At 67.3% G+C, this 18,187-nt stretch carries 12 protein-coding genes; 10 read left to right on the top strand and 2 right to left on the bottom strand.

What is annotated here, in order from left to right; all coding sequences use genetic code 11:
- Positions 1-149: 149 nt before the first annotated feature.
- A complete protein-coding gene (locus tag A3ES_RS0128580; protein WP_085955583.1) occupies positions 150-1,280 on the bottom strand; it encodes a lipid II:glycine glycyltransferase FemX in 1,131 nt (376 codons plus the stop codon).
- A gap of 221 nt (positions 1,281-1,501) precedes the next feature.
- Here A3ES_RS0128580 and A3ES_RS0128575 point away from each other — a divergent pair, with 221 nt between their 5' ends.
- The gene (locus tag A3ES_RS0128575; RefSeq protein ID WP_020390269.1) at positions 1,502-2,941 is read left to right on the top strand and encodes an MFS transporter; all 1,440 of its coding nucleotides are present in this window, start codon (positions 1,502-1,504) and stop codon (positions 2,939-2,941) included.
- Positions 2,942-3,238: 297 nt separating this feature from the next.
- Here A3ES_RS0128575 and A3ES_RS0128570 read toward each other — a convergent pair whose 3' ends face one another.
- Positions 3,239-4,219, bottom strand: a complete 981-nt coding sequence (locus A3ES_RS0128570; protein WP_020390268.1) for an NmrA/HSCARG family protein — start codon at positions 4,217-4,219, stop codon at positions 3,239-3,241.
- A gap of 99 nt (positions 4,220-4,318) precedes the next feature.
- On the opposite strand from A3ES_RS0128570, the gene A3ES_RS0128565 reads away from it, so the two are divergent.
- The 9 genes from A3ES_RS0128565 to A3ES_RS51660 all read left to right on the top strand — a co-directional run bounded on the left by A3ES_RS0128565 (position 4,319) and on the right by A3ES_RS51660 (position 18,033).
- The gene (locus tag A3ES_RS0128565; RefSeq protein WP_020390267.1) at positions 4,319-4,819 is read left to right on the top strand and encodes a MarR family winged helix-turn-helix transcriptional regulator; all 501 of its coding nucleotides are present in this window, start codon (positions 4,319-4,321) and stop codon (positions 4,817-4,819) included.
- Positions 4,820-4,925: 106 nt separating this feature from the next.
- Entirely contained in the window at positions 4,926-5,222 is a 297-nt protein-coding gene (locus A3ES_RS55615; RefSeq protein WP_020390266.1) for a hypothetical protein, read from the top strand.
- The gene (locus A3ES_RS0128555; RefSeq protein WP_020390265.1) at positions 5,219-6,127 is read left to right on the top strand and encodes an FAD:protein FMN transferase; all 909 of its coding nucleotides are present in this window, start codon (positions 5,219-5,221) and stop codon (positions 6,125-6,127) included. Before A3ES_RS55615 ends, A3ES_RS0128555 begins: the two co-directional genes overlap by 4 nt.
- Positions 6,127-6,675 (top strand): ferric reductase-like transmembrane domain-containing protein, encoded by a 549-nt coding sequence (locus tag A3ES_RS0128550; RefSeq protein WP_020390264.1) that lies wholly within the window; start codon positions 6,127-6,129, stop codon positions 6,673-6,675. The genes A3ES_RS0128555 and A3ES_RS0128550 overlap by 1 nt, the downstream gene beginning before the upstream one ends.
- The gene (locus tag A3ES_RS0128545; protein ID WP_020390263.1) at positions 6,672-7,883 is read left to right on the top strand and encodes an NADH-ubiquinone oxidoreductase-F iron-sulfur binding region domain-containing protein; all 1,212 of its coding nucleotides are present in this window, start codon (positions 6,672-6,674) and stop codon (positions 7,881-7,883) included. Before A3ES_RS0128550 ends, A3ES_RS0128545 begins: the two co-directional genes overlap by 4 nt.
- On the top strand, positions 7,880-8,128 hold the full coding sequence (locus tag A3ES_RS0128540; protein WP_020390262.1) for a ferredoxin: 249 nt from the start codon (positions 7,880-7,882) through the stop codon (positions 8,126-8,128). Before A3ES_RS0128545 ends, A3ES_RS0128540 begins: the two co-directional genes overlap by 4 nt.
- Positions 8,129-8,214: 86 nt before the next feature.
- Positions 8,215-13,074 (top strand): NAD-glutamate dehydrogenase, encoded by a 4,860-nt coding sequence (locus A3ES_RS0128535; protein ID WP_020390261.1) that lies wholly within the window; start codon positions 8,215-8,217, stop codon positions 13,072-13,074.
- A 1,234-nt stretch (positions 13,075-14,308) separates the two neighbouring features.
- Positions 14,309-15,058, top strand: a complete 750-nt coding sequence (locus A3ES_RS0128530; protein ID WP_020390260.1) for a hypothetical protein — start codon at positions 14,309-14,311, stop codon at positions 15,056-15,058.
- Positions 15,059-15,228: 170 nt separating this feature from the next.
- The gene (locus A3ES_RS51660; RefSeq protein ID WP_020390259.1) at positions 15,229-18,033 is read left to right on the top strand and encodes a S8 family serine peptidase; all 2,805 of its coding nucleotides are present in this window, start codon (positions 15,229-15,231) and stop codon (positions 18,031-18,033) included.
- Positions 18,034-18,187 lie beyond the last annotated feature (154 nt).

Below are 18,187 nucleotides of genomic sequence, written 5' to 3'. Positions count from 1 at the left end.
TCTTGTACATCCGGGCCCGGCAGCGGCGCGAGCGCGCCATCAGTCAACGCTCTGACAGGAGTTGAGCTTGATGGTCGTTGGCAACGATCCGGCCCCAGGAGCCCTCACCTTCGAAGTGCCTTCTTCACCCTGTCAACGTGTTCCGGTGGTCATCGTCCACGCCGCCTGATGGCCCCGCGTCGCGTCATGTACAGGTCGAAGGCCCGGTAAGCCATCGGTCGCAGCGGCAGGTCCCACTCGCCGACGTACCTCACCGCCTGACCGCCGGTACCGACCTTGAACTGGATCAACCCGACGTGCGGATCGTCAGCGTCGAGGGTGGGGGTGATGCCGCGGAGGTCGTAGACGTCGCAGCCGGCTGCCAGCGAGTCGCGGATCATCGCCCACTGGCAGGCGTTGGAGCCGCGCACCTCGCGCTTCTCAGTGGAGGAGGCGCCGTAGGAGTACCACGCGTGGCCGCCGACGCGAACCAGGATGGTCGCTGCGACCAGTTTGCCCTCGTGGTGGGCCAGGTAGAGCTTGATCCGCTCGGGGTCCTCGGCGCTCATCGCCGCGAACATGGTCTCGAAGTAGCTCAGCGGCCGGGGAGTGAAGTGGTCGCGCTCGGCGGTGTGGACGTAGAGGTCGTGGAACGCCTTCAGGTCCTCACCGACGCTGACCTCGACGCCCTCCTTGGCCGCCTTCTTGATGTTTCGGCGCCACTGCTGGTTCATGCCCTTCAGCAAGTCGGCCTCGGTCTTGCCAGACAGCGAAATCTCAAACATGTACTGCGGCTGCCCGGCCCCGAAGCCGTCCTCGGGGCTCTGCGGCAACCAGCCGGCATCCCTGAGCTGGCTGGTCACGCGGGCCCCGACCGAATCGGTCTGCAGGCTGGGCATGTCGGTAAGCCGATTGATGTCCGGGTCGGCGATTCCGTCCTTGACCTGCCCGGCGGCCCAGGTGTTCGTGCGCACCGGCGGGCAAAGCCGGATCGCGAACGCACCGTGCGCCTTGAGATAAACCGCCAGCGGGTCAAGCCACGCACCGATCTCGCCGGTCCAGTCGATGGCCGGCCCCTCCGCCAGGTAAGCCAGCGTGAACCGCTCAAGCCGCGGCACCGGCCGATGCAGCACAAGCCCAGCACCGACCAGCTGCCGACCGTCGTACCAACCAAGCGACTCACTACGCCACTCGGTCTTGACCCGCCCCCACGCCGGCGTCTGCAGAAAGCTGACCGACCGCTGCGTCTGTGTGAACGCCAGGTGCTCAGCGGCACTGATAGGCCCAACGGTCACCCTCACGCCCGCAACCCCAAGCAGCAGCGCCTTGATCTTCTGTAGGACATCGCTCCAGTCAAGGCAGCGCGGTGTTGCCCGCACGTATGCGGTTCTCGATACGCCGACGATATGCGTCCGGGACCGTCGACGTCGCGCCTTTTGGATACCCCCTACTGGTATCAGCTCCGGCATGCTAAATTCCTCTCGATTCGATACCCCCCTGGGGTACTAGAGAGGATGTTGTCATGAGTTCTACAGCTGGAGTCACGCGTTCGGCGTCGCGTCGCTGGTGGGCGCTCGGTCTGATCGCCGCGGCGCAGTTCATGGTCATCATGGACACGTCGATCATCGGAGTCGCGCTNCCNGAGATACGGNCGGATCTTGGCTTCNCNCCACAGGCGTTGTCGTGGGTGTTCAATGCCTATGTGGTCGCGTTCGGCGGCCTGCTGCTCCTTGGCGGGCGGCTGTCCGACCTCTTCGGCGCACGCCGGATCTTCTCGGCCGGCTGGATCGTCCTGCTTGCGGGATCGGTTCTCGCCGGTGCGGCAAACGGTGTCGGCCTGGAGTTGGCCGGCCGGGCGGTCCAGGGTGTTGGCGCGGCACTGATTGCCCCATCGGCGCTGACGTTGTTGATGATGTTGTTCGGCTCCGAGCCGAAGGAGTTGACCAAGGCGCTGGCCCTCTATGGCGCCGCGGCACCGGCCGGCGGTACGGCTGGAGTGTTTCTCGGTGGCGTGATCACCGAGTACGCGAGCTGGCCATGGGTGTTCTACCTGAACATCCCGATCGCAATCGCCGTACTGCTGGCCACTCCCGCCCTGATGCCGGCCGCGGTCGCTCGACGCGGCAGCGTTGACCTCGTAGGCGCACTGACTGCCACGGGCGGTATCGGTGCTGCTGTGTACGCGATCGTCCGCGCACCGGAAGCGGGATGGGCGAGCGGCGAGACTCTGCTGGTCGGAGCGGCGGCTGTCGCGCTACTGGTTGCCTTCGTGGCGGTACAGGCCCGTCGCTCCGAACCGCTGATGCGGCTCGCGATCTTCCGCGCCCCGAACCTGGCCGCGGCCAACGTCGCCCAACTGCTGCTGGGAGCTGCCTGGGTACCGATGTGGTTCTTCCTGAACCTGTACCTCCAGCAGGTGCTCGGCCTGAGCGCCTTCCCCAGCGGTTCCGCCTTGTTGCCGATGACAACTTTCATCATGCTCGGGATGATCGTGGTCGCACCGCGGTTCATCGCCCGCTTCGGTCCGAAGCGGACCCTGATCACCGGCATGACGGTGCTCACCGCCGGGCTGGCCGGCCTGTCCTTGATCCGATCCACCGGGTCCTTCTGGGTCGACGTCCTGCCGGCTTCGTTGATCGCCGCGGCAGGCATGTCGCTCGCCTTCATCCCCAGCCTCGGCATCGCCCTTTCCTCGGCGCGGCCCGAAGAAGGAGGCCTGGCCTCAGGAATCGTGAACACCAGCTACCAGATCGGCTCCGCGCTCGGCCTGGCAGCCATGACAGCGGTCGCCGCGGCAGCCGGCGCCGACCAGTTGGGCGACCCCGGCGCGCTGACCGGCGGATACTCCGCCGCATTCCTCGGCGCCGCCGTCATCGCCGCAGCCGGCGCCGTCCTCGCCGCCGCAACGCTGCGCACCGCCAAGTCCACCAACAGCAAGGAGACCGCCGATGTGCTGAAGTGACTCTCATGGAGCCAACGCGCCGGCCAGATCCACGCAGTACAGGATCAGGCCGGCGCACCCGACCACGGCAAGCCGCGAGGGCGGCGGGATCGGCTGCGTCGGGGCGAAAGATTCTGCGGGGGCGTATCGATCCGTGGCGCGCTCGACTGATCGCCTTGGATCGGCTCCCCGGTTCGCATCTGGTGCCGACCGTGCGCGGGGAACTGCTGGCCCGGCTCGGACGGCGACCAGAGGCGCGCGCAGAGCTAGAGCTCGCGGCCCGGCTGTGCGCCAACAACCACGAACGCGATCGGGGCCTCAGGCAACGGTCGCTTTGAGCTCGTCCTTGTGCTGGTCGAGCCAGGTGGTGAGGGACTGGACTTCCGGGGTCAGTTCGCGGACTACCTCGAGGTCGCGGTTGGCGGTGAAGCGGGCTGAGTCTTCGGCGTAGTACTGGAACATGTTGGCGAACTCGACGGCCATCGGGAAGCCGAGTTGGCGGAAGGCGTCCCAGGTGTAGGGCTGGTAGGTGACCTGCTCGCCGAGTACGTCGCTGAGTGCGGTCGCGTACTCCTGGCCGGTCGAGTGGTCGCCGGCGATGCTCACCGTCCGGCCGATGAACTCGTCGCCGCGGGCGAAGATGGCGAGCGCCGCCTTGCCGATGTCCTCGGGGGCGATGCCGGACAGCGGCTGATCCGCCATTGGCAGGGTCAGGACGAGCTTGCCGTCCTCACCGCGGACCGGGCCCATGCCCTGCAGGAGCGCGTTGAAATAGAAGGTGGTCTGCAGGAACGTCGTCGGCAGGCCGTACTTGGTGAACAGTTCGTTGGCCTCGCCCTTCGCGTCGAAGTGCGGCACCTTGTAGCGGCCGTCATCGAGGCTCGGCACCCGATCGGTCTCGCCGAAGTGCAGCCGGGTGTCCTCCAGCGTCGACCAGATCACGTGCGCGACGCCGGCGTCCTTGGCGGCCCGGGCGGCGTTCTCCGCCTGCTTGAGCTCCATCTCCGCACGAGTCCGGGCAGCCTCTTCCGCCCGAGTCCGCTCGACCCAGTAGTTGGTCACCACGAACGCGCCATCAGCGCCGTCGAACGCCTTCCGCAGACTCGCCTCGTCGTCCAGATCCGCCTCGACCACCTCGGCGCCGGCGGCCACCAGGGCCAGCGACTTCTCGGACCGCGCGTTCCGCGTCAGCGCCCGTACTGCGAACCGCTGGCCCGCGTCGGCCAAGATCGCCTGCACCAGCCCGCCGCCCTGCGAACCGGTGGCCCCGACTACGGCGATGAGCTTCTTGTCTGTCATCCGAACTCTCCTTGATCCAGCGCTGTGAGATTTAGGTTGATGCGTCAACTCGGAATGAGCATAGCTCGTTAGGTTGATGTGTCAACCCCATCGGGTAGGATGATCGATGTGGCGAACGAACCGTGGCTCGACGACGACGAGCAGAAGGCCTGGCGCAACTTTCTGTTGATGCGCCGGACGCTGGAGACGCACCTGACCCGGCACCTGCAGCGGGAGTTCGGCCTGTCCGCTTCGGACTTCGAGATCCTGGTGAACCTGTCCGAGTCCGAGACCGGCCGGATGCGCGCGTACGAGCTGGGCGCGGCGACCCAGTGGGAGAAGAGCCGGATGTCGCATCACCTGACCCGGATGGAGAAGCGGGGGCTGATCCGCAAGGAGGCCTGCGAGTCCCGCTACCCGGAGATCGTGCTGACCGACGAAGGGCTGGCCGCGATCAAGGCCTGTGCGCCGATTCATGCCGGCCGGGTGCGCGAGCTGTTCGTCGATGTCCTCGGCAAGGACCGGATGGTCGCGCTCGGCGAGGCGTCCGCCGAGGTGGTCGACGCGGTCGAGAAGCATGAGCGGACCAGTTGCTCACCGGAGGTCCGCGGCTTCTGCTGAGCGGCGTCGGCTGAGAGGGCTTCTCAGCCGAGTCTCAGCAGAACTTGACCTCGGCTTGAGGTTCTCTTGGTGTGCGCCTGAGGCCCCCGCCGCGAGGCTTCTGGGCATGGTCACCACAGCGATCGATCCTCATCCAGAACGCACCCGCTGGCTGCGCAGATCGGCGGCGGCCGCCATCGCCACCGTCGTCCTCGGGATCACCGGGACCGGCCTGGCCGTCGGCATCCTGACCGCGCGCCAGCCCGACACCTCCGGCGGCACCCAGGCCTCGAGCTCCGACGACAGTTCGACCAGCTCTGATAGCGGCAGCAGCTCCAGCGACGACAGCGGCAGCAGTAGCAGCAGCGGCCTCGGTTCGGCGCAGCAGGACGCGCCGGTACAGGGCGGGAGCAACGGATCATGACTGCCTCACGCACCTGGCAGGCCTGGAGCTGCACAGTCCGCCTGACTGTCGACGACCCCGTAGTACTCGGTGCGGCCGCTGGTGCTCTCAAGGCACTGATGGATCGCGTAGACAAAGCAGCTAGCCGCTTCAGACCGGACTCCGAGCTGTCGGCGGTCAACACCCGCGCCGGCTCCATGGTCCCCGTCTCGCGCCTGCTGGTCGACCTGGTCGACGTAAGCCTCGTCGCGGCCTCCATGAGCGGCGGTGCAGTCGACCCGACTGTAGGAGCCGCAGTACTGGCCGCTGGCTACGACAGCGACATCGAGACTGTCCGGGCCCGGCTGGCCAAGCCCACCGAACCCACGAGCCCGGCACCCGGCTGGCAGCAGGTCAGGCTCAACCGCAAGGTCGCCATGGTCGGCATCCCCGAGGGAACCTCTCTAGACCTGGGTGCCACGGCCAAGGCCTGGACCGCTGACAGAGCCGCCCTGGTCCTCAGCAAGCGCCACGGCTGCGCAGTACTGGTCGAGATCGGTGGTGACCTCCGTGCCGCCGGTACGCCGGCCGAACCCTGGGTCATCCGGGTAGCAGAACGCGAAGGCGAGCAAGGTGTCGCAGTAACCCTCGCCCACGGAGGCCTGACCACCTCAACCCGTACTGCGCGGAGCTGGGCAACCCCCGGCGGTTATGCCCACCACGTCATCGACCCGCGCACCGGACGGCCCGCAGACGGCCGCTGGCGTACAGCGTCGGTGTGGGCGCCGACCGCAGTACGAGCCAACACCTTCAGTACTGCGCTCGTCGCCACCGGCGAGGCGGCTCTTGGGCGCCTGACTCTGGCCGGGCACCCGGCACGTCTGGTGGCCGACGATGGTGAGGTCACCGAGCTGTCTGGCTGGCCCGCCGCGAGCAAGGCCGCCTGATGACCCTTTGGTACCTGGCCCGCGCCGCCGGCGTGATGGCCCTGATCTTCTTCACCCTGGCTGCCTCCCTCGGCGCCCTGGGATCGGGCAGCCGAGGGCCAGAGCGACGGTTCTGGCTGCAGTACGTGCATCGGTCGGCAGCAGTCACCGGCTTGCTGCTCTTGATTGCTCACGTGGTGGCCGTGATCTGCGACAGCTTCGTCGACATCAGCGCCGCCGTCATCGTGTGGCCATTCGGCTCCGGCTACCGGCCGTTGGCCATGACGGTCGGGGTACTGGCCTTCTACGCACTGGTCGTCGCTGCGGTCGTCGGAGCGGCTAGGGGACGGCTGGCTCGATCCGAAGCGTTCACCAGGCACTGGCGCTCGATCCACATCGCCGCCTCCGTCGGCTGGCTCCTGTCGATCGGCCACAGCCTGCTGGCCGGCACCGATCGGGGGACGCCCTGGATGCTCGCGATCACTGTCGCGTGCATGGCGGCCGTCGGTGCATCTGTCGCTGTACGCCTTCGGAATAGGACCACAGCTCGCCTAGTGAGGGCCTCATGACGATCCTGCAAGAGACGCCGACCCCACTCCGCGCGATCGGAGAGCCGCGACTCCTCGCCGGGCTCCAGGACGGGCGCGCTGACCTTCAAAGGCATCTACAGACGCACGGTCCGCTGCCCGAGCTCACCAGGGAGTCCTACAGCGAGTTGGCGACGGCTGTTGGTCTGCGTGGCCGCGGAGGAGCCGCCTTCCCGGTCGCACTGAAGCTTGCCGACCTCCCAGCCAGGGGCATCGAGGCAGTAGTCGTCAACGGCTCCGAGAGCGAGCCAGTCAGCCGCAAGGACCGTCTGCTGCTGACCATGGCGCCTCACCTGGTACTGGATGGCGCCACCGGGCTCGCGCGGGCTCTGAAGGCTCCGCTGGTCATAGTGGCCGTCCACGATGCCGCGGCCGCCGCATCGGTTCGTACTGCGCTACTGGAGCGCCAGGATGGTGTGGAGGTTCAAGTAGCCGACACACCCGGGCGGTTCGTCGCCGGTGAGGCCCGGGCCGTGCTGAGTGTGCTCGAAGGCGGCCCATCGGTTCCGCCCGGGCGGAAGGTGCTGCCGACGAGGAAGGGGTACCACCGGCGCCCGACCTTCTTGTCGAACGTGGACACCTTCGCCCAGCTCGCAGTACTGGCCAGACTCGGCTCGCATGAGTTCAGTAGTACCGGGCTGATCAGCGAGCCCGGCACTCAGTTGCTGACGATCGATGGCTCGGTAGAGCGCCCAGGAGTTGTCGAGACTCCCACCGGGACACCGCTGGAGGCACTACTACGCTTTGCCGGCGCATCGCAGGGCCCTGTTCTGGTCGGCGGCTACCACGGGAAGTGGCTGCCCAATGACTCGAGTCGACCAGAGACGTCCGGCGGCGCCGGGATCATCCTCGCGCTCGGTACGGACACCTGCCCGCTCGGCGAGGCGCACCGGGTCGCCCAGTGGCTCGCGAGCCAGTCAGCTGGTCAGTGCGGTCCCTGTGTGTTCGGTCTCGCCGCACTGGTCGACGACTTTGAGCGGCTGCTTGCAGGAGACCCAGCCGGCTGGCACGACGCCCAGCGCCACCTCGGGCTCGTACCGGGGAGAGGCGCCTGCGCCCACCCCGATGGATCGGCAAGGTTCCTCGTGTCGGCACTCGAGGTCTTCGACGACGACGTCCGGCAGCATCTGGCCGGCGGCTGCGGCCGCCCGGTCCGGGGAGTACTGCCGGTACCTGGAGGTAAGTGGTGAAGAAGCTGGAGATCGACTGGACCCGCTGCGACGGCCACGGGCTCTGCGGCACGCTGCTGCCCGACGACGTCTGGCTTGACGAGTGGGGATTCCCGGTCCTCCGTGGCCGCGAGATCACCCGCGGTGAGCTGGCGAGTGCGCGCCGCGCAGTACTGGCCTGCCCGGCCCTCGCTCTGCGACTCGCGGCGACTGTTAACCGTGATTCGAAGGGCAGTGAAAGGACCGTCCCGACATCACACCAGTGACCGAAGTGGACTAATGTCTGAGGGAGGCGCACAACGTCGTGCGCCCGGCGCAGAGCGCCGCTTGGCACGCGTGGAGACGGTGGGGAATGCAGAGCAAGCTGGACGTCCAGAAGGCGGATGTTCTCGCCAAGGCGGTGGCCGCGGGGTCACACGGCCACGAGGTCGATTCTGTCAAGTTGCGGACCTTTCTGGAGCGGTACTACCGGTACGTCGCCGCGGAGGACGTCGCCGCGCGCCAGCCGACCGACTGTCTGGGCGCCGCGAAACACCACTACAAGTCTGCGCTGACCCGGCCGCAGGGCACCGCCAAGGTGCACGTCTTCACCCCGACGGTGGAGGAGCACGGCTGGTCCGCGAACGGCCGGACGGTCGTCGAGATCGTGATCGACGACATGCCGTTCCTGGTGGACAGCGCGGCGATGGTAATCACCGATCACAACCTCGAGTTGCAGTTGCTGGTGCACCCGCAGTTCGTCGTACGGCGTGACGTCACCGGCACCCTGCAGGAGGTGCTCGACGACGCGGCCGCCGCGGACGAGCACGACCTGGTCCGGGAGAGCTGGATGCACCTGGAGGTCGAGCGGATCGCCGACCCCGCGGAGCACCGCGCGCTGGAGCAGGCCCTGCAACGCGTACTCGGCGACGTGCGCGAGGCGGTCGAGGACTGGCCCAAGATGCACGAGAAGGCCGTCACAATCGCCGAGGAGCTGGACGCGTCCCAACTGCCGGTCGGCGAGAACGAGGTGGAGGAGACCCGGGAGCTGCTGGAGTGGCTCGCCGACGAGCACTTCACCTTCCTCGGCTACCGCGAGTACAGCTTCACCATGCGCGGCGAGCAGGGCATCCTGCGCGGCATCCCCGGGACCGGCCTGGGCATCCTCCGGCCGGACCCGAAGCTGGACGAGAACGCCGGGCTGCTGCCGCCGGAGGTGAGTGCCAAGGCGCGAGAGAAGAAGCTGCTGATCCTGACCAAGGCCAACTCGCGCTCGACGGTGCACCGCTCGTCGTACCTGGACTACGTCGGCATCAAGCAGTTCGACGAGAACGGTGAGGCCGTCTCGGAGCGCCGGTTCATCGGGCTGCTCTCCTCCACGGCGTACACCGAGAGCGTCATGCAGGTGCCGGTACTGCGCCGCAAGGCGATCGAGCTGTTCCGCCAGACCGGCTTCGACCCGAACAGCCACAGCGGCAAGGGCTTGCTGGACGTGCTGGAGACCTACCCGCGTGACGAGCTGCTGCAGGCGCCGGTGGAAGACCTGCTGCCGATCGTGCAGTCCGTCCTGCACCTGCAGGAGCGTCGCGCGGTCAAGCTGTTCGTCCGGCGCGACGTCTACAACCGCTACCTGTCCTGCCTCGTCTACCTGCCGCGCGACCGCTACACCACGGCGGTCCGGCTCAAGATGCAGCAGATTCTCAAGGACGCGATCGGCGCCGAGTCGGTCGACTACGCCGCCTACGTGACTGAGTCGGTACTAGCCCGGGTGCACTTCGTGGTCCGGATGAAGCAGGGCGAGACGGTCGGCGAGTTCGACTCCGAGATCCTCGAGCAGAAGGTCGTCGAGGCCACCCGCGCCTGGCAGGACGACTTCAACGTCGCACTGCACGCCGAGGGCGGTGACGGCGCCGTCACCAGGCTCAGCAGCCAGTACGCCGCGGCCTTCCCAGAGGCGTACAAGGAAGACTTCGACGCCCGCGTCGCCGTACGGGACGTCACGATCCTCGACCGCCTGCCCGCCGAGAATGGGCTGGCCATGTCGCTCTACACCCCGATCGACGAGCAGTGGGAGGGCGAACGCCGCTTCAAGGTCTACCGAACCGGTACTGCGCTGTCGCTGTCCCAGGTGCTCCCGTTGCTGACGCACATGGGCGTCGAGGTGATCGACGAGCGGCCGTACGAGCTCCGCCGGCCCTCGGGGACGGCGTACATCTACGACTTCGGCCTCCGGGCGCCCAGCGGCTACGAGGAGCGGGAGGAACTGCGCGGGCTCTTCTCCGACACCTTCCAGGCGGTCTGGGAAGGCCGGGCGGAGAGCGATAGCCTCAACGCGCTCGTACTGCGAGGCAGCCTCAGCTGGCGGCAGGTCTCGATCCTGCGCGCCTACCAGCGCTACATCCGCCAGGGCGGCACGCCCTTCAGTCAGGCCTACATCGAGAACACCTTCCTCAACCACGTCGACGTGGCCAAGCTGCTGGTCCAGCTGTTCGAGACCAGCTTCGACCCGGCCCGTGGTCCCGCCGACGACCCCGACCGGGCGAACGCGGTGGCTCAGCTGGAGAAGGAGATCGTCGCCGCGCTCGACACGGTGAAGAGCCTGGACGAGGACCGGATCCTGCGGTCCTACCTGACCGTCATGAAGGCGACGCTGCGGACGAACTTCTTCCTCCCGGCCACCGACGGGACGCCACGGACGTACATTTCGTTCAAGCTGGAGCCCAAGGCGATCCCGGAACTGCCGCAACCGCGGCCGGCGTACGAGATCTTCGTGTACTCGCCGCGGGTCGAGGGTGTGCACCTTCGCTTCGGCGCGGTCGCGCGTGGTGGGCTGCGCTGGTCGGACCGCCGGGAGGACTTCCGCACCGAGGTGCTGGGCCTGGTGAAAGCGCAGATGGTGAAGAACTCGGTGATCGTGCCGGTGGGTGCGAAGGGCGGTTTCTACGCCAAGCAGTTGCCGGATCCGCTGGTCGACCGGGATGCGTGGCTGGCCGAGGGCATCGCGTCGTACAAGACCTTTATTTCGGGGCTTCTGGACATCACCGACAATATTGTTGCCGGTGACATCGTTCCGCCTCGCGACGTGGTTCGGTACGACGGAGACGACGCGTATCTGGTCGTTGCCGCTGACAAGGGAACCGCGACGTTCTCGGATATCGCCAACGGGGTCGCCAAGGAGTACGGGTTCTGGCTGGGGGACGCTTTCGCCTCGGGTGGGTCGGTCGGTTACGACCACAAGGCGATGGGCATCACCGCGCGCGGCGCGTGGGAGTCGGTCAAGCGGCACTTCCGCGAGATGGGCCATGACTGCCAGAACGCCGACTTCACCGTCGTCGGCGTCGGTGACATGTCGGGTGACGTATTCGGCAACGGGATGCTGCTGTCGGAGCACATCCGGCTGGTCGCGGCGTTCGACCACCGGCATATCTTCCTCGACCCTTCGCCGGACGCGGCGGTGTCGTTTGTGGAGCGGCGCCGGTTGTTCGACCTGCCCCGGTCGTCGTGGGCGGACTACGAGGCGTCGCTGATCTCGGCCGGCGGTGGCGTCTACGCGCGCACCGACAAGGCGATCCCGATCTCGGCGGAGGTGCGCGAAGCGCTCGGGCTGGAGGGTCACCCGACGTCCCTGACGCCGAACGAGCTGATGCAGGCGATCGTCAAGGCGCCGGTCGACCTGTTCTGGAACGGCGGAATCGGTACCTACGTGAAGGCCGTCGCGGAGTCGCACGCAGACGTCGGCGACAAGGCCAACGACGCGATCCGGATCGACGGCAAGGACCTGCGCGCCGGTGCGGTGGGTGAGGGCGGCAACCTCGGCTTCACCCAGCTCGGCCGGATCGAGTACGCCGCCAAGGGCGGCCGGATCAACACCGACTTCATCGACAACGTGGCCGGCGTGGACACCTCCGACCATGAGGTGAACATCAAGATCCTGCTCGACAAGGTCGTCGCGGCCGGCGATCTGACCGAGAAGCAGCGCAACGACGTGATCGCGTCGATGACCGACGAAGTGGCCGGGCTGGTGCTGAAGAGCAACTACCGGCAGAACATCGGCCTGGCCAACGCGACCGCGCAGGCCCCGGCGCTGATGCACGTCCACCAGGACTGGGTCCGGCGGCTGGAGAAGGAAGGGCTGCTCGACCGGGAGCTGGAGTTCCTGCCGAGCATCGCGGAGTTCAAGCGCCGCAAGGCCGACGGACGCGGGCTGACCTCGCCGGAGCTGTCGGTGCTGATCGCGTACACGAAGATCGTGCTCGAGGCCGAGCTGCTCAAGACGTCGCTGCCGGACGACGACTTCCTGGCCGCGAAGCTGGTCAGCTACTTCCCGAAGGCGATCCAGGACCGGTTCGCCGAGCCGATGGAATCGCACCAGCTGCGTCGCGAGATCATCACCACCCAGGTGGTGAACGAGTTCATCAACTCCTCCGGCATCACGGCGTACCACCGGCTGTCGCTGGAGACCGGCGGGTCGGTGGAGGACGTGGTCCGGGCGAACCTGGCCGCGTCGCGGATCTTCGGCCAGCCCGAGCTGCTGGCCAGCAACGCCGAGCTCGACAACGTGGTGGACGCGGCGACCCAGACCGCGATGCGGCTGGAGACCCGGACGCTGGTCGAGCGGGCCACCCGCTGGCTGGTGTCCAACCGGCGCCCACCGGTCGACATCGCCGACCTGATCGACTTCTTCGCACCCGGCATCGCCAAGCTCACCGCCGCCCTTCCCGACGTACTGCGTGGGCGCGAGCTGGCGTTGTTCGAACAGCGTCGCGAGGCGCTGGTCTCGAAGGGCGTCTCGGGGGAGTTCGCCACCCGGATCGCGGTCCTGCCGCCGGCGTACGCGGCACTGGGCATCGTGGAGACGGCGGATCGCGACGACCTCGACGTACTGGAGGTCGCCAAGGTCCACTTCGCTTTGGGTGAGCGCTTGCACCTGGGGCTCTTCCTGGAGCGGATCATCGGTCTGCCCCGCATGGACCGCTGGCAGACGATGGCGCGCGCGGCTCTGCGCGACGACCTGCACGCGGTCCACGCACGACTCACCGCCCAGGTCCTGGAGACAACCGACGCCGCCGCCGAGCCCGAGGACCGTGTCATCGCCTGGCAGGACATGAACGAAACAGCCCTGTCCCGAGCCGCCACGATGATGGAGGAGATCGTCGAAACCGAAGGCCCAGAACTGGCCCACCTCTCCGTAGGCCTCCGCCTGGTCCGCACCCTCCTCACCAACCAGGCCTGACTCTCCCTACGCCCGCTCCTCCGTCGCAAGCTCCCGCCCACCCCAGAACGCCGCTCCTCCGTCGCGGCTGAAACCACGGGCGTGGCGCGCCGAGGTCCTACCGGAGATGATCCCCGGGTCCCGTTCGGGCCCGGGAAATCCCCACGCGGCTCCTGCGTCGCAGCTCCCGCCCGCCCTGGTCCGCGGCTCCTTCGTCGCCGCTCCGCAGTACAAGCGGGGTGCGCTTGCTGCGGCCGGTACCCGAATTCGTGGGTGACGCCGGGGCTGTCAGCCGTCCCGCCCCTCGGTGTTGCAGCCGGAAGACGTTCCGACTCTTCCCGTCGCTGGTGCTGCAGACAGCAGTTCGATGCGTCGACGAAGTTGCCTGGGAAGGTACCAACCTGAGTGGAGCGTCGCGCTGGCCGAGAACGCGTAGAGCAAGGCCCAGAGCGAACCGGACAATGCCGCTCCAACGGCGGCGATCGCCATGACGACGCCGAGAGCAGTGGTGAGTCTGGGACCCGGTTGCCAGCGGGATCTAGCAAGGCCATCGGAGGCGATCCGGAGAGCCGCGGCGCGGACCTCAGGATCGACCGGTACTGGCCCACGCATGGAAGCGCGACGAGCGAGCTGCAGCTTGTCAGCTGGCAGGCCGCCTTCAAGTTCTTCGCGTTTACGTCGCCAGCTGGGCTCCAACCTCCAAGTCACCAAGGCAAACGGAATTGCGGCGATACCGGCGATGATTCCGGATGGTGCCCAGCCCGTCCCATCAGTCTTGAAGAAAANCCCCNCCCCCNCCCCGCCGATCAGACCGATCCAGACGGCCACCAGCCACCTGGGCGGGTCGGAGAAGTTGCTCTGCACGGGCTCATGATCCACGACGAGTTCTCTACATGCCAGAGTCCCGCCAAAACACCGTTGCCTGCCCAGGCCGGTGACAAGCGGCTATCCCTTGCCACACACCGAATAGTGCAGAATCCGATAACGCCTACTCCCAACGGTACGAGCTGATTTGCGCTCAGTGGGGCCGGTCAAGCTCGAGCTCGCCAAGGCCGTCGAGCATCTGTCTGGCGAGCGCGGGATGCCGGGAACGCCAGGCCTGCGATGGGGAGGGCGGTGTAGCCGGCTTCGGAGCGGGTCTGATGGTTGGCTGTTAGGTTGTCCGCCTGTCGTCATGTCGTTCGGTCTGGGTCGTGCATGTTGCGACGCGGTAGGCGCGCGGCGTGGATCTGGCGCCATCCGAAAGGCTGAGCTCATGACTGCCCCATCGGGCCCGCTGGCTTTGGATGATGCGCTGGCCCGGATCACCCGCAACTTCCGCGGGGCCACCGCTCACGCCGACGAGATCCAGTGCGAATGCCACTGGGGCAGTGCGGAGGAACTTGCCAGCCTCAAGGTTCCCGACGTCGTGCTGGACCCTGACTTGTTGCGCCGTACCGTGTGGGCCACAGACTGGGCCGACCAAGCATCCGTGCTGCGCAGGGTCCTGCCCCAGCTCGCCGTCGCGATGGCCGAGGGTGGCGTCGACGATTACGACCTGCCACACCTGGGTGAGTGGATCGCGAGGGGCAACTGGCAGCAGTGGCCCATCGACGAAGCAGCAGCCGTTGGGACGTTTCTGGAAGCGTGGTGGGTACGCAGCCTTACCTCACCTGCCGCTCTGCCTGCCCACCAAGCACTTACCCTCTGTGGTGGGGCAGCGGGGACAGTCGGCCCTTGGCTCGCATTCTGGGAAACGCTCGATCACCCGTTGGCTACTCAGCGTCTCGCCGAGCTCGTCGATGAGTGGGGCCTCATCCTGCTGTCGGACGACTTGCCTTGGTCAACCATCGACCGCAAGGACGAAAAGCTCCGCGAACTGACCGCCTGGCTGCTAACCCACGCCCCCGGCCGCTTGGCCGGTCACGATCGCCTGCTCAACATCCTCAACCGGCTCACAATCACAGGCCCCGCTCGCTGGGACGACCCCGACTGGCCATACCCTGCCGCCGGCTGGGAGCGATAAGCCCGAATAGCGCCCGGCCAGTCTTCCGTTTGCAGCTTTTGACAGGTGAGATGGCTGCCGGTTCCGAGCAGACCCTGGCATACTCCGGGCGACTATTGCTTTGAGGCCCTGGGGGGTCCCCTGTGTTACTCCGTCCTGCCCATTTACTCCGCCTAGGTCTGCCCGCCGCCATGGTTGCGGCGACCCTGGTCGCGGTGACCGGCTCGTCCGGTACTGCCGACGTCTCGGCCGAGCCGCGTCCGTTCAAGGCGGACTTCCGTCCCGAGAGAGGGGCGGCGAAACCCGCGTACGACGCGAAGTCCGTGATCGTGCAGTTCAAAGCGAAGGCAACCACCTCGGCCCGTAAGGCCGCGCTGGCCAAGGTCAAGGGCAAGTCCGACGTGTCGGTCACCTCGGACATCGTCACCGTGACCGGCGAGGGCACAGCGCCCGATCTGTTGAAGAAGGTCAAGAGCGACCCCGCGGTCGCGCAGGCCTCGCTCAACTACATTCGGCGCAAGACTGCGACGCCCAACGACTGGCTCTACGCCAACTACCAGAAGTACCTGCCGACCGTTCGGGTCAACCAGGCCTGGGATCTGAGCAAGTCGGCCGGCACCCAGACTGTCGCCGTACTGGACACCGGTGTCGACGCCGGTCATCCGGATCTGGCCGGTCACCTGCTGCCGGGCTACAACACGTTCAACACCGCGCTGCCGCCGAACGACGGCGACGGTCACGGTACGGCGGTCACCGGCATCATCGCGGCCGGGACCAGCAACACGATCGGCATCGCCGGTGTGGCCTGGAATGCCAAGGTTCGGCCGGTGAAGGTGCTCGACGACAACGGTGAGGGCAGCGACGCCAACCTCATCAACGGCATCAACTGGGCGGTCAAGAACGGCGCCCGGGTGATCAACATGTCGCTCGGCAGCAGTGAATCCAACCCGGTGCTGCACACCGCGATCCAGAACGCCGTCGCCAAGGGCGTCGTGCTGGTCGCCTCGTCGGGTAACACCGGCCTCTCCGCGCCGCACTACCCGTCCGGCTACCCCGAGGTGCTGTCGGTCGGCGCCACCAACTGGTACGGCGCGTTGACCGACTTCAGCACCTACGGCGACTCGGTCGACATCGCCGCCCCGGGCTTCGACATCACCAGTACTGCGCCGCGGGCGAAGACGCCAGCCGGCTACGACCCGTACTGGCTGGGCCTCTCCGGTACGTCGTTCTCCTCGCCGATCGTCGCGGGTGTCGCCGCACTAGTGCGGAGCAAGTGGCCGACGTTGACGCCGGCCCAGGTGATGGCGCGGTTGAAGGCGACCGCCCGGGACGCCGGTCCGCGCGGCATCGACCCGTACTACGGCGCCGGCATCCTGGACGCGTACCAAGCCCTCGGTGGCAGGTGGACCACCGACTTTCCGGTGGTCCGCCCCGACCCGTACGACCAGCCCGCTCCGGCCCGGGCGCTCACGACGCCCTACAGCTCCACGTTCAACGTCGAGGGCGACGTCGACTGGTACTCGGTGTGGTCAACCGCTCCCCGCAATCTCAAGGTGTCGCTCACCGGCTCGGAGTTCAATCTCGACCTCCCGGTGAACATCGCTCCGCGCATCGAGGTGTACAACTCCGACCTGGAGCCGCTGGCGACTGCCGTGAACCCGTTCCCGGCGAACCCGGCCGTCCCGGCGCCGCTGACCGCGACCGCCAATGTCAGCGTGGCGGCAGGCGCCACGTACATCGCCGTACGCAACAACAACGGATCGCGGGACACCCGTCAGTACACGCTGAGCTTCACCGAGGAAGGGCCGGGTGGCACCACTCCCGGGATCGCGTACCCGGTGCGGGACGTCGAGCCTTCCGATATGACGACGTACCAGCTCGTGACCACCAAGCCGGTGGTGACGTTTGCCCGTCCGGTGCTCGCGACCAGCGTCACGCCGAGCACGGTGCGACTGGTGAACGGCAAGACCGGTTCCAGCGTGGGTGCCACGGTCGCGTACGACGAGGCCACCAAAAAGGCCGAGCTCACGCCAACCGCGCCGCTGCTCGACAACGCGCCGTACCGGATCGTCGTCAGTGGTGTCCAGGAGGCCGGCGGTACTCCGCTTGCGCCGTTCAGCAGCGTGTTCTCGACGAGAGACGACCCGCCCGCGGCGCCGACGTTCGACGCGACGGGCGCGTACCTGGCCGCGACGCTGACGTGGAAGCTCGCGCCGCTGTCGGATCTCGACCAGGTGATCGTCCGCCGCAACGCCGGGAACACCGTGCCGACGTTGACCACCGGCGCGCTCGTCTACGCCGGTACTGCGTCCGCCTTCAAGAACACCGGGCTCGCGCAGAACACGACGTACACCTATGGCGCTTGGGTGAAGGACCGCACCGGCAACGTCAGCCCGGTGGCGGTGTCGCGACTGTGGGGTGTGAAGACAGGCATCGCGATGTCGACGACGCTGCTCAACTATGGCGGCTCGGTCACGATCAAGGGCAGCACGATTCCCGCCAACGGGGTGGGCAGCATCATTCCGGTCAACCTGTACGTGCGGCCGAAGAACAGCACCAAGTTCACCTTGCTCGCCACGCTGAACACCTCGACGACCGGGAACATGTCGTTCGTGCACAAGCCGTTGGTGTCGTCGGTCTACATGCTGACGTATCCCGGTAACGAGGATCGGATGGGGACCCGGACCCCGGACGTCACCGTGCAGGTCGCGCCGACGGTCTCGGCCGCGTTGTCGCCGGTGTCGATCCGGCTTGGGCAGTTGACGAAGCTCAGTGGGTACGTCGCTCCGGCGCACTACGGCGCGCCCGTTTACCTGCAGCAGTACGGCAACAAGGTCTGGAAGTCGATCGCCTCGGTGAAGCTGAGTTCCTCGGGTGCGTACGCGTTCGGGATCAAGCCGGCGATCCGCGGCCAGATCGCCTACCGGGTGTGGTTCCCGGCCGACGCCGACCACGCTCAGGCGTTCAGCGCGACCAAGATCCTGACGGTCGGCTGACCCGCAGTACCTGACCAGCACGCCCCGGCCGATGCGGCCGGGGCGTGCTGCTGTTAGCAGGGCGTCAGCCGGGTAGCCGGTCGTGGACAGAAAGTGACAGTGGCAGCAAGTTCCTGTTGACAGAGCTTGCCTGGTCGGCCAGATTCGAACGCGT

It is taken from the genome of Kribbella catacumbae DSM 19601, assembly GCF_000372465.1.
Classification (GTDB): Bacteria; Actinomycetota; Actinomycetes; order Propionibacteriales; family Kribbellaceae; genus Kribbella; species Kribbella catacumbae.
Note: the sequence above shows the minus strand (reverse complement) of the source record. Positions and strands in the feature narration are given on the sequence as shown.

Coding starts and splice junctions, on each gene's coding strand:
- A3ES_RS0128570 (WP_020390268.1), bottom strand. CDS start 4,219: ATGACAGACAAGAAGCTCATCGCCGTAGTCGGGGCCACCGGTTCGCAG.
- A3ES_RS0128565 (WP_020390267.1), top strand. CDS start 4,319: ATGATCGATGTGGCGAACGAACCGTGGCTCGACGACGACGAGCAGAAG.
- A3ES_RS55615 (WP_020390266.1), top strand. CDS start 4,926: ATGGTCACCACAGCGATCGATCCTCATCCAGAACGCACCCGCTGGCTG.
- A3ES_RS0128555 (WP_020390265.1), top strand. CDS start 5,219: ATGACTGCCTCACGCACCTGGCAGGCCTGGAGCTGCACAGTCCGCCTG.
- A3ES_RS0128550 (WP_020390264.1), top strand. CDS start 6,127: ATGACCCTTTGGTACCTGGCCCGCGCCGCCGGCGTGATGGCCCTGATC.
- A3ES_RS0128545 (WP_020390263.1), top strand. CDS start 6,672: ATGACGATCCTGCAAGAGACGCCGACCCCACTCCGCGCGATCGGAGAG.
- A3ES_RS0128535 (WP_020390261.1), top strand. CDS start 8,215: ATGCAGAGCAAGCTGGACGTCCAGAAGGCGGATGTTCTCGCCAAGGCG.
- A3ES_RS0128530 (WP_020390260.1), top strand. CDS start 14,309: ATGACTGCCCCATCGGGCCCGCTGGCTTTGGATGATGCGCTGGCCCGG.
- A3ES_RS51660 (WP_020390259.1), top strand. CDS start 15,229: ATGGTTGCGGCGACCCTGGTCGCGGTGACCGGCTCGTCCGGTACTGCC.